Source organism: Streptomyces sp. NPDC005898 (genome assembly GCF_040629635.1).
Classification (GTDB): domain Bacteria; phylum Actinomycetota; class Actinomycetes; order Streptomycetales; family Streptomycetaceae; genus Streptomyces.
In genome coordinates this window covers 1-11,753 of the sequence record NZ_JBEXWC010000025.1, presented here as the reverse complement: position 1 = coordinate 11,753, position 11,753 = coordinate 1, and the positions used below count along the sequence as shown (strand labels likewise).

Genomic DNA, 11,753 nt, shown 5'->3' with positions numbered 1-11,753 from the left:
TCAGTCGTCGTCGCCGTAGCGCGGGTCGACCGACTCGGGGGACAGGCCGAGCAGGTCGGCGACCTGCTCCACGACCACCTCGTGCACCAGGGCGGCGCGCTCGTCGCGCCCCTTGGTGCGGATCTCCACCGGCCGGCGGTAGATGATGACGCGGGCGGGGCGCCCCTCGGACGCCGAGAGGGAGCCGCCCAGCGGCACCACCTCGTCGCGCCACTCCCCGTCGGCCCCGCCGAGCGGCGGCACCTCCAGCACCAGGAAGTCGACGTCGGCCAGCTGTGGCCAGCGCCGTTCGAGACGCTCCACGGAGTCCTGCACGAGGTCCGTGAAGACCTCGGCACGGCTCGCCGACAGCGGCACCTGGGGAGGCGCCACGGGCCCGCGCATGCCTCTGCCGTGGCGGTCGCGGCGGCGGGGCCTCGGGTCTGCGGAACGGGGCTGCACGGGGTCGTCCATCACTGACGAAGCGTAGTCACGAGATCGCCCTTTCCGCACGGAACGCGGCATGTCGCTTCCTGACCGTTCCGGCCGAACTTGGACTCAATTCCGTATCTCTCCGAGACCGTCGATCTCGCGCCAAATGACGTGATTCGCGCCATGTGGTGACCGGATTCAACACCACGCGCCCCACCGGCAACTGGCGTCCGCGCAGGTCAACGCCGTGCTCGCGGGACGGGCCGGTTCGCGGGACGCGGCACGACACGGTGGAGTGACCTGAGGGAGAGTCGTCGCGGCCCGCTCAAGAGTGCGGTACCGTCCAACGTCGTGAGCCCTGTACGTCGCTGTTCGCGCACCGCTTGCGGCCGTCCCGCCGTCGCGACGCTGACGTACGTCTACGCCGACTCGACCGCGGTCCTCGGCCCCCTCGCCACCTACGCCGAACCCCACTGCTACGACCTGTGCGCCGAGCACTCCGAGCGACTCACCGCGCCCCGTGGCTGGGAGGTCGTCCGGCTCGCCGACGCCTCCGGCCCGGCCCGGCCCTCCGGCGACGACCTCGAAGCGCTGGCCAACGCCGTGCGCGAGGCGGCCCGCCCCCAGGAGCGCGCGGCCGAGGCGGGCGGCGGAGCCCGCAGGGCGGACCCCATGGAGGTCGCCCGGCGAGGCCACCTCCGCGTGCTGCGCTCGCCCGACTCCTGAACGCGTCCCCGCGCCCGCAGGTCCCCACGCCGGACCCCACCGTGGTTTGACGCCGCTCACACTTCGTCGCCCCCCGTTCGTCGCCGTCCGGTGCGGGTAGGTTTGGGGCGACCGGCGTGGGGTGACCGACGTACCGACGTAACTCGCGGAACTTGCAGAGAGGGTTGGCCGTGACTGCTGATCTGTCCCAGATCGTGAAGGCGTACGACGTCCGCGGGGTGGTCCCGGACCAGTGGGACGAGACCCTGGCCGAGTTGTTCGGAGCGGCCTTCGCGCAGGTCACATCGGCGGACGCGATCGTGGTGGGCCATGACATGCGCCCCTCCTCGCCCGGCCTCTCGCGGGCCTTCGCGCGCGGCGCTGCGGCGCGCGGCGTCGACGTCACCGAGATCGGCCTGTGCTCGACGGACCAGCTGTACTACGCCTCGGGCGCGCTGAACCTGCCGGGCGCGATGTTCACGGCCTCCCACAACCCCGCTCAGTACAACGGCATCAAGATGTGCCGCGCGGGCGCGGCCCCGGTCGGCCAGGACACCGGCCTCGCGGAGATCCGCGCCCTGGTGGAGGGCTGGTCCGAGACCGGCGCCCCCGAGCCCGCGGCGACCCCCGGCACCCTCACCCGGCGCGACACCCTCACCGACTACGCGGCGCACCTGCGCGGCCTGGTCGACCTGACCGCCAGTCGCCCGCTGAAGGTCGTGGTCGACGCGGGCAACGGCATGGGCGGCCACACCGTCCCCACCGTCTTCGAGGGCCTGCCCCTGGAGCTGGTGCCGATGTACTTCGAGCTGGACGGCACCTTCCCCAACCACGAGGCGAACCCCCTGGACCCGGCCAACATCGTGGACCTCCAGGAGCGGGTGCGCGCCGAGGGCGCCGACCTCGGCATCGCCTTCGACGGCGACGCGGACCGCTGCTTCGTGGTGGACGAGAACGGCGCCCCCGTCTCCCCGTCGGCCATCACCGCCCTGGTCGCCTCCCGCGAGCTGGCCAAGCACGGCGGCGGCACGGTCATCCACAACCTGATCACCTCCTGGTCCGTCCCGGAGGTCGTCAAGGAGAACGGCGGCACGCCCGTGCGCACGCGCGTGGGCCACTCCTTCATCAAGGCGGAGATGGCCAGGACCGGCGCGATCTTCGGCGGCGAGCACTCCGCGCACTACTACTTCAAGGACTTCTGGAACGCGGACACGGGCATGCTCGCCGCCCTCCACGTCCTCGCGGCCCTCAGCGAGCAGGACGGCCCGCTGTCCGCGCTCGTCGCCCAGTACGACCGCTACGCCGGCTCCGGCGAGATCAACTCCACGGTGGACGACCAGACCGCCCGCCTGGCCGCGATCAAGAGCGCGTACGCCGCCCAGGACGGCGTCACCCTGGACGAGCTGGACGGCCTCACGGTGACCGCCGCCGACTGGTGGTTCAACGTCCGCGCCTCCAACACCGAGCCCCTGCTGCGGCTGAACGTCGAGGCCCGCGACGAGCCCACCATGGCCAAGGTGCGCGACGAGGCCCTCGCGATCATCCGCGGTTGACGGCCCCCGGGCCGCCTCGCGCGGAGGTAGGCTGACCAGGCCGCATCCTGTGAGGCGGCCCCGCGAATCCCCGTACCCGGGGAGCGCGGCGCGGCGCCTCGCAGGGCCAGCGGCACACCGCCTCGCGCCCGCCGCGAGAACCTCACCGCATCAGCTCGAAGGGACCCACCCATGGCGCTCGAAGCCGGCCTCCTGGAGATCCTCGCCTGCCCGGCCTGTCACGCCCCGCTCAAGGAGACGGACACCGAGCTGATCTGCACGGCGGACGCCAAGGAGTGCGGCCTGGCCTACCCCGTCCGCGACGGCATCCCCGTCCTGCTGGTCGACGAGGCCCGCCGCCCCGCGTAACGGCACCCCGCGCAGGGCATACGCTCCGGCACGACCCAGCAGCGTGCGCGGAGAGCCGCGCACGGCGATCGGAGGCCGCAACCCATGCTCGACGAGTCGTTGCTCGACACCCCCGAGGCCCTGGCCCGGGCCGACCGCCGCGGCCTGCTGCGCGGCGCGGCCGAGGCCGGCGCCCGGGTCCGCACCGCGGTCCGGCACGCCACCGAATCGGGTCTGACCGAGCTGAAGCCGGACGGCCGCCCCCGCGCCATCCTCATCGCGGGACCGGGCACCGCGGCCGTCTGCGTCGCCGACCTGCTCGACGGCCTCGCGGGCGCCGGCTGCCCCGTCGTACGCCTGGCCCCCACCGGCGTCGCCCCCGCCGCGGGCGCCCTGCGCTGGGCGCTGCCCGGCTGGGCGGGCCCCGTCGACCTGCTGCTCATCGCCACCCCGGACGGCTCCGAACCGGGCCTGACGCTCCTCGCCGAGCAGGCCTACCGCCGCGGCTGCACGGTCGTGGCCGTCGCCCCCGCGCGCACCCCGCTGGCCGAGGGCGTCGCGGGCAGCCACGGCCTGACCGTCCCCCTGGCCACCTCGCCCTACGGCGCCTACGAGGGCGCGCACGGCGACACCGACCGCGACTCCCTCTCGTACGAGGCACGCCGCGTGGAGGACGAGGCCGCGCCCGGCGCCCCCGGCACCCTGTGGGCCCTCCTCGTCCCGCTCCTCGTGCTCATGGACCGCACCGGCCTGATCGAGGCCCCGGTCGACGCGCTGCACAAGGTCGCCGACCGCCTCGACCGCGTCGCCGAACGCTGCGGCCCGGCCATCGCCACCTACAGCAACCCCGCCAAGACGCTCGCCGCCGAACTGGCCGACGCGCTCCCGCTCATCTGGACCGAGGGCCGCTCCGCGGCCGCCGCGGGCCGCCGCTTCGCCGCCACCCTCGCCGAACTGTCCGGGCGCGCCGCGCTCGCCGCCGAACTGCCCGAGGCCCTGCCCGCCCACGGCTGCCTGCTCGCGGGCAACCCCGCGGGCGGCGACGACACCGACGACACCGACGACTTCTTCCGCGACCGCGTCGACGACCCGGCCGCCCTTCGCGCGCGCGTGGTGCTGCTCCGCGACCGGCCGGTGGACGCCGGCGGCCTCTCCGCGGCCCCCGCCGCCCGCGAGCTGGCGCACGGCCACGACGTCGCGCTCAGCGAGCTGGAGCCGGAGGCCGGCGACGAACTGGAAGCCCTCGCGGAACTGATCGCCGTCACGGATTTCGCCGCCGTTTACCTGGCGCTCGCCGCCGGGGACCGATCATGACCGGACACCGGGCCATGACCGCGGCGACACCGGCCGTACCGACTCCGGCAACGAGGCCGGCCGCGGTGATGCCGCCCGCCCGCCAGCAGCCGCGTACGCGGCACCAGTAAGGGAGACCCCCTCCGTGGACCGCCTCACCAACACCATCCGCCCCTACGCCTGGGGTTCGACCACCGCCATCGCGGAGCTCCTGGGGGTGGCGCCGAGCGGGGAACCGCAGGCCGAGATGTGGATGGGCGCCCACCCGGGCGCGCCCTCGCGCACCGGGCGCGGCGCGCTGCACGACGTCATCGACGCGGACCCGGAGCGCGAGCTGGGCGCGGCCGCCGTCGCCAGGTTCGGCCCGCGCCTGCCCTTCCTCCTCAAGGTCCTCGCGGCCGGCGCCCCGCTCTCCCTCCAGGTCCACCCGGATCTCGCCCAGGCGAAGGAGGGCTACGAGGACGAGGAGCGCCGGGGCGTCCCGATCGACGCCCCGCACCGCAACTACAAGGACGCCAACCACAAGCCCGAACTGATCTGCGCCCTCACGCCGTTCGACGGCCTGTGCGGCTTCCGCGCCCCCGCGCGGACCGCCGACCTGCTGGAGGCCCTCGGCGTCGACTCCCTCAAGCCGTACGTCGATCTGCTGCGCGCCCACCCCGAGGAGGGCGCCCTGCGCGAGGTCCTGACGGCCGTGCTGAGCGCCGACCCCGAGGAGATGGCGGCGACGGTCGCGGAGTTCACGGCCGCCGCCCAACGCCTCGGCGGGGTCTACGAGCCCTACGCGGCCATCGCCCACCACTACCCCGGCGACCCCGGCGTCATCGCCGCGACGCTGCTCAACCACGTACGACTCCTGCCCGGCGAGGCCCTGTTCCTCGGCGCCGGCGTCCCGCACGCCTATCTCGAAGGCCTCGGCGTCGAGATCATGGCCAACTCCGACAACGTCCTGCGCTGCGGCCTGACCCCCAAGCACGTGGACGTGCCGGAGCTGCTGCGCGTCGTCCGCTTCGAGGCGACCGAGCCCGGCGTCCTGCGCCCCGAGGCGACGGCGGCCGGGGAAGAGGTCTACGACACCCCGACCGACGAGTTCCGGCTCTCCCGCTTCGTCCTGTCCGAGGGCGCGGCCCCGCACGACCTGACCGCCCCCACCCCGCAGATCCTGCTCTGCGCCGCGGGCGAGGTCCACGCGGGCGAACTGCCCCTGACGCCCGGACAGTCCGCCTTCGTCCCCGCGGGAGAAAAGGCGGAAGTGTCCGGGTCGGGCACGGTTTTCCGGGCCACTGTGGTGGCCTGACGCGGCAGCGCCCTGCCGTGCTGCAACAATGACCCACCGCAAAGGGCGGGCAAAGCACTGCCCGTCGGCGACGGCCGAGCACACACGAAGGCGAAGGGACCCCCGGCACTTATGAGCGCGTCAGGCGGAACAAAGGCGATCGTCGCGGCACTCGGCGCGAATCTGGCGATCGCGGTGGCGAAATTCGTCGCGTTCATCTTCAGCGGCTCGTCCTCGATGCTCGCCGAGAGCGTCCACTCGCTCGCCGACTCGGGCAACCAGGGGCTCCTGCTCCTCGGCGGCAAGAAGGCCCAGCGCGAGGCGACCCCGCAACACCCCTTCGGCTACGGCCGCGAGCGCTACATCTACGCCTTCCTCGTCTCGATCGTCCTCTTCTCGGTCGGCGGCATGTTCGCGATCTACGAGGGCTACGAGAAGATCAAGCACCCGCACGAGATCGAGCACTGGTACTGGCCCGTCGGCGTCCTGGTGTTCGCGATCCTCGCGGAGGGCTTCTCCTTCCGGACCGCCATCAAGGAGTCCAACCACACGCGCGGCAACCTCTCCTGGCGGGAGTTCGTCCGCCGCGCCAAGGCCCCCGAGCTGCCGGTCGTCCTCCTGGAGGACCTCGGCGCGCTCGTCGGCCTGATCCTCGCCCTCGGCGGTGTCGGCCTGGCCATCGCCACCGGCGAAGGCGTCTGGGACGGCATCGGCACGCTCTGCATCGGCGTCCTGCTCATCACCATCGCGATCATCCTGGCCGCGGAGACCAAGTCGCTGCTGCTCGGCGAGGCCGCGGGCGTCGAGGAGGTCAGGAAGATCGAGCAGGCCCTGGTCGACGGCGACACCGTCACCAAGCTCATCCACATGCGCACGCTGCACCTCGGCCCCGAGGAGCTGCTCGTCGCCGCCAAGATCGCCGTCCGGCACGACGAGACCGCGGGGAAGGTCGCCGCGGCCATCAACGCCGCCGAGGACCGCATCCGCACGGCGGTCCCGATCGCCCGCGTGATCTACCTCGAACCGGACATCTACAGCGAGGCCGCGGCGGCCGAGGGCAACGATCCGGCCAAGACCCCCGGCGGCCACTGACCGCCCGCCGTCCGCACGCCGGACCTCGATCCCTGAGCCGATGGGCCCCGCACCGCGCCGGTGCGGGGCCCATCGGCGTGCGGGGGGCCCATCGGCGTGCGAGAAGGCCCTCCGCGCGAGGCGGAGTCCGGCGGCTTCGGGCCGCGGGCGCGGAGGCGGGCTGTGGTTCGCCGGGTCCCCCGGTGTAGCTTGGGTGACTGAGCCAGACGTCGCTGCTGATGGCGGTCGGGCGGTCCGCGCACGGACCGGCCGAGGGAGAGAGGGCCTCCGACGGACTGCGCTGCGCGCGCCGGTGCGTCCTCGTACCCGACGCCGCAGGTCAGCCATGCCCACCCTCGACCCACCACACGAGGAGCAGCTCAACTCATGACGACTGCCACCAACGGCCAGGACTTCAAGGTCGCCGACCTCTCCCTCGCCGAGTTCGGCCGCAAGGAGATCACGCTCGCCGAGCACGAGATGCCCGGCCTGATGTCGATCCGCAAGGAGTACGCCGCCGCGCAGCCGCTCGCCGGCGCCCGCGTCACCGGCTCCCTGCACATGACCGTGCAGACCGCCGTGCTCATCGAGACCCTGGTCGCCCTCGGCGCCGAGGTCCGCTGGGCCTCCTGCAACATCTTCTCCACCCAGGACCACGCCGCCGCGGCCATCGCCGTCGGCCCGAACGGCACCCCGGACAACCCCCAGGGCGTCCCGGTCTTCGCCTGGAAGGGCGAGACCCTCGAAGAGTACTGGTGGTGCACGGAGCAGGCGCTGACCTGGCCGAACACCCCCACCGGCGGCCCGAACATGATCCTGGACGACGGCGGCGACGCCACGCTCCTGGTCCACAAGGGCGTCGAGTACGAGAAGGACGGCAAGGTCCCCTCGCCCGACACCGCCGAGTCCGACGAGCACCGCGTGATCCTGGAGCTCCTCAACCGCACCATCACCGAGGGCTCGCAGAAGTGGACCCAGCTCGCCTCGGAGATCCGCGGCGTGACCGAGGAGACCACGACCGGCGTCCACCGCCTGTACGAGATGCACCGTGACGGCACCCTGCTGTTCCCGGCGATCAACGTGAACGACGCCGTGACCAAGTCGAAGTTCGACAACAAGTACGGCTGCCGCCACTCGCTCATCGACGGCATCAACCGCGCCACCGACGTCCTCATCGGCGGCAAGACCGCCGTCGTCTGCGGCTACGGCGACGTGGGCAAGGGCTGCGCGGAGTCCCTGCGCGGCCAGGGCGCCCGCGTGATCATCACGGAGATCGACCCGATCTGCGCCCTGCAGGCCGCCATGGACGGCTACCAGGTCACGACGCTCGACGAGGTCGTCGACAAGGCCGACATCTTCGTCACGACCACGGGCAACAAGGACATCATCATGGCCTCCGACATGGCCAAGATGAAGCACCAGGCGATCGTGGGCAACATCGGCCACTTCGACAACGAGATCGACATGGCCGGCCTGGCCGCCATCCCCGGCATCGTCAAGGACGAGGTCAAGCCGCAGGTCCACACCTGGACGTTCCCCGACGGCAAGGTCCTGATCGTGCTGTCCGAGGGCCGCCTGCTCAACCTGGGCAACGCGACCGGCCACCCGTCCTTCGTGATGTCCAACTCGTTCGCGGACCAGACCCTGGCCCAGATCGAGCTGTTCACCAAGCAGGAGGAGTACCCGACCGACGTCTACGTGCTCCCCAAGCACCTGGACGAGAAGGTCGCCCGCCTGCACCTGGACGCGCTCGGCGTGAAGCTCACGACGCTCCGCCCCGAGCAGGCCGCGTACATCGGTGTCGAGGTCGAGGGCCCGTACAAGTCGGACCACTACCGCTACTGACGGCTGCGCCCGCAGTTCGGCCCCACTTCAGCAGGCCCTCGCCCCCGTGGCGGGGGCCTGCCCCCGTTGCCCCGACCGAGGACCAGGACCCAAGCCCATGCCCCGCGGCCGCTATTCGCTCCACGATCCGCACGATCGCACCCCCCTCGGCGAAGAACACTTCCACTGCGCGCCCGGCCCCTCCGGCTGGCGCTACGTCTCCCAGCGGACCACCCCCGCAGGCACCCCCGCGGGCTCCGTCGACCTCGCGCTCGACGACCGGGGCCGCCCCATCCGCCTCGAACTGCACGCGGGCGACTGGCAGGTCCGCGCCGCCGCCCTCAACGGCGTCACCTGGGTCCGCACCGACCCCACCGGCGCCCACGCCACCGAGGACAACGCGCCCGCCCACGCCTTCACCGGCACATCCCCCGCCTTCCTCGTCGCGACGGCCCGGCTCCTGCAACTGGCCCCCGCTTCCCCCGCGACCCGCGTCCGCCTGGTCGCCTTCACGGACCCGGTCCTCGCCCCCCGCACCCTCGACCAGTCCTGGGCCCTGCTGAAGAGAGAAGCACACGCCACTGACAGCGGCCCGCTGACCGTGGACGAGTACCAGGTCACGGCCCTGGACACCGGCGAACAGCACGCGGTCCACCTCACCGGCGACGTCGTCCTCGCGGCCCCCGGCATCGAACTCGAACACCTCGAAACACCGCCGTCGACCTTCAACTGACGCCGGAGGCCTGACCCTTCCGGCCTGATACCTGATACCTGATACCTGATGCCTGATGTCTGGCGCCCGGCTAGACCGGCGGCACGAAGCCCGTCGACGGAGGCGCGGCCCCATCGCCCCCCGTCCCACCCGGCGGCGGCGCCACGGTGCTCGGAGCGGGCCAGTCCCGACCAGCGGGGGGCCCAGCAGCCGTATCCGGAACAGGCGAACCGGGATCAGGCGAACCGGACGCAGGTGAACCAGGAGCAGGCGAACCGCCGAACTCCCCGCCGAAGACCCGTCGCGCATCCCGCGCCTGCCGCTCATGCACGACAGCCGCCAGATACGCGGCCGGCGGCACGCCCTCGGGCGCGGGAGCCCCCGTCCGCTCCGCCAGATCACCGGCCAGCCGCTCCGCCATCGACCAGCCCACCCGTGGATCCAGCTGCCCCATCCGCGTCAGGTACTGACGGATCGCGAGCCACAGTCCCTCCGGCACCCCGGACAGATCGAGCCCGGCGAACCGCCCCAGCAGCCAGGGCGGCGGCGGAGGCACGAACACCGGCCGCCCCACGGGCACCCGCTCACGGACGACCAGCGTGCCCGCGAACACATCCCCGAGCCGCCGCCCCCGCGCCGACACCAGCGACGCGACGCAGGCCACGACCCCGAACGTCATGAGGATCTCCACGACGCCGACGGCGCCCCGCACCAGCGCGTGCCGGAACCGGATCGGCCCGCCGTCGTCCCGCACCACCCGCAGCCCGCACGCCAGCTTCCCCAGCGAACGCCCGTGACTGAGCGTCTCCACCGCGATCGGCCCGCCGACCGGAATGAGAAGGAATCCGGCGACGGCGACCGCCGCGGCCGCCGCGTCGTCCAGCGAGGACGTCGAGGCGACGACCCCGACCGTCACCGCCAGATACACCGCCCACACCACCACCAGGTCGAGCAGCAGGGCCAGCGCCCGGCTCGGCAGCTTCGCGGGGCGCAGCTCCAGCGCCACCGCCTCACCCGTCACCAGCTCACTCACGCCCGCCGCCCTTCCCCGCCCTGCCGTAGGAGTGGCCAGTCTGCCAAGCTGAGCAGCCACGCGCCGCAGTACGAGGAGCAGCCACCCGATGGACCTCGACGTCTTCGTGACCGCCCACCGAGCCGAGTGGGACCGCCTGGAGGCCCTGCTGCGCCGCCGACGCCGCCTCACCGGGGCCGAGGTGGACGAACTGGTCACCCTCTACCAGCGCACCGCCACTCATCTCTCCCTGATCCGGTCCAGCGCTCCGGACCCGCAGCTGACCGGACGCCTGACCCAGCTGGTGGCCCGCGCGCGCGGCGCCGTGACCGGCACCCGCCAGGCTTCGTGGCGTGACGTGACCCGCTTCCTTACGGAGGGCTTCCCCGCGGCGGTCTACCGCTCCCGCCACTGGTGGGTCCCCGCCGCGCTGCTCTCGACAGTCCTCGCGACCGTCATCGGCTGGTGGGTGGCCACCCACCCCGAGGTCCAGTCCTCGATCGCCGCCCCCGGCGACCTGCGGGAGCTGACCCGACCGGGCGGTGAGTACGAGACGTACTACTCCAGCCACCCCGCCGCGTCCTTCGCGGCCCAGGTCTGGACGAACAACGCGCAAGCCGCGGCGATGTGCCTCGTCCTGGGCGCCTTCCTCTGCTTCCCGGTCATCTGGATCCTCTTCCAGAACATGCTCAACCTCGGGGTCGGCATGGGCCTGATGTCCTCGGCCGGTCGCCTCGACACCTTCCTCGGCCTGGTCCTCCCGCACGGCCTTCTCGAACTGACCGCCGTCTTCGTGGCCGCCGGCACCGGCCTGCGCCTCGGCTGGACGCTGATCGACCCGGGCCCCCGCCCGCGCCGCACAGCGATGGCGGAGGAGGGCCGGGCGGCCCTCGGCATGGCGATAGGCCTGGCGCTGGTGCTGTTCGTCTCGGGCGCCATCGAAGGCTTCGTGACCCCGTCCGGCCTGCCGACCTGGGCCCGCGTCACCATCGGGGTCGCCGCCGAGCTGGCGTTCCTCGCGTACGTCTACGTCCTGGGCGGCAGGGCGGCCCGCGCGGGCGAAACGGGCGACCTGGCCGGAGCGGACCGCAGCGCCTCCGTCCCCACCGCTGCGTGATGTGCGCGAGGCCCTGACGAGCTGCTAGTCTCCTCTTCGCCCCGGAAAAACCGTTGACACGGCAGGCCCGGGGAGGTAGATTCGAACAGTTGCCTAGAGCTGGACAAGTCCAGCGGCGGCAGTTAAAGTCTGCTTGCTTCTCGAATTCACATAAACGAGAGAAGCCGCTCCCGATGAATCGGAACTGAAGCCGGTAAGACCGGCGGAAAACCTCTGATAAAGTCGGATCAGCCGAAAGGCGAAGGCCCTCCAACGGCCACCGGAAATGAAATCCGAACCGGAAACGGAACGGGAAACGGATCTGGTAAGGTTGGAACACGAAATACCGAAGGGAAGCGCCCGGAGGAAAGCCCGAGAGGGTGAGTACAAAGGAAGCGTCCGTTCCTTGAGAACTCAACAGCGTGCCAAAAGTCAACGCCAGATATGTTGATACCCCGGCTCACTTCGGTGAG

At 72.3% G+C, this 11,753-nt stretch carries 11 protein-coding genes; 9 read left to right on the top strand and 2 right to left on the bottom strand.

Translation table 11 applies throughout. The features are described from left to right. On the bottom strand, positions 1 to 453 hold the full coding sequence (locus ABZ385_RS27025; protein WP_358913638.1) for a metallopeptidase family protein: 453 nt from the start codon (positions 451 to 453) through the stop codon (positions 1 to 3). Positions 454 to 711: 258 nt separating this feature from the next. Between ABZ385_RS27025 and ABZ385_RS27020 the strand changes: the two genes are divergently transcribed. From ABZ385_RS27020 to ABZ385_RS26985, 8 genes are all read left to right on the top strand, one after another. Then, complete coding sequence (locus ABZ385_RS27020; protein ID WP_358588573.1) at positions 712 to 1,137, top strand: DUF3499 domain-containing protein; 426 nt, start codon at positions 712 to 714, stop codon at positions 1,135 to 1,137. Positions 1,138 to 1,307: 170 nt separating this feature from the next. Then, a complete protein-coding gene (locus ABZ385_RS27015) occupies positions 1,308 to 2,669 on the top strand; it encodes a phosphomannomutase/phosphoglucomutase (protein ID WP_358913591.1) in 1,362 nt (453 codons plus the stop codon). Positions 2,670 to 2,840: 171 nt separating this feature from the next. After that, positions 2,841 to 3,017, top strand: coding sequence for a Trm112 family protein (locus tag ABZ385_RS27010; RefSeq protein ID WP_358588566.1), 177 nt, complete (start codon positions 2,841 to 2,843; stop codon positions 3,015 to 3,017). A gap of 84 nt (positions 3,018 to 3,101) precedes the next feature. Continuing rightward, a complete protein-coding gene (locus ABZ385_RS27005; protein ID WP_358913590.1) occupies positions 3,102 to 4,310 on the top strand; it encodes an SIS domain-containing protein in 1,209 nt (402 codons plus the stop codon). Between the two features lie 124 nt (positions 4,311 to 4,434). Then, positions 4,435 to 5,586 (top strand): mannose-6-phosphate isomerase, class I, encoded by a 1,152-nt coding sequence (gene manA / locus ABZ385_RS27000; RefSeq protein WP_358588563.1) that lies wholly within the window; start codon positions 4,435 to 4,437, stop codon positions 5,584 to 5,586. Between the two features lie 111 nt (positions 5,587 to 5,697). Further along, positions 5,698 to 6,657 (top strand): cation diffusion facilitator family transporter, encoded by a 960-nt coding sequence (locus ABZ385_RS26995; protein ID WP_358588562.1) that lies wholly within the window; start codon positions 5,698 to 5,700, stop codon positions 6,655 to 6,657. A gap of 366 nt (positions 6,658 to 7,023) precedes the next feature. Further along, the gene (gene ahcY, locus ABZ385_RS26990) at positions 7,024 to 8,481 is read left to right on the top strand and encodes an adenosylhomocysteinase (protein WP_358588559.1); all 1,458 of its coding nucleotides are present in this window, start codon (positions 7,024 to 7,026) and stop codon (positions 8,479 to 8,481) included. 97 nt (positions 8,482 to 8,578) lie between these two features. Further along, positions 8,579 to 9,193, top strand: coding sequence for a hypothetical protein (locus ABZ385_RS26985; protein ID WP_358913589.1), 615 nt, complete (start codon positions 8,579 to 8,581; stop codon positions 9,191 to 9,193). A gap of 70 nt (positions 9,194 to 9,263) precedes the next feature. Here ABZ385_RS26985 and ABZ385_RS26980 read toward each other — a convergent pair whose 3' ends face one another. Further along, complete coding sequence (locus tag ABZ385_RS26980) at positions 9,264 to 10,205, bottom strand: RDD family protein (protein ID WP_358699419.1); 942 nt, start codon at positions 10,203 to 10,205, stop codon at positions 9,264 to 9,266. A gap of 88 nt (positions 10,206 to 10,293) precedes the next feature. Here ABZ385_RS26980 and ABZ385_RS26975 point away from each other — a divergent pair, with 88 nt between their 5' ends. Continuing rightward, positions 10,294 to 11,301: a stage II sporulation protein M gene (locus ABZ385_RS26975; RefSeq protein ID WP_358913588.1), complete on the top strand. Its 1,008-nt coding sequence runs from the start codon at positions 10,294 to 10,296 to the stop codon at positions 11,299 to 11,301. The last annotated feature ends 452 nt before the right edge of the window (positions 11,302 to 11,753 follow it).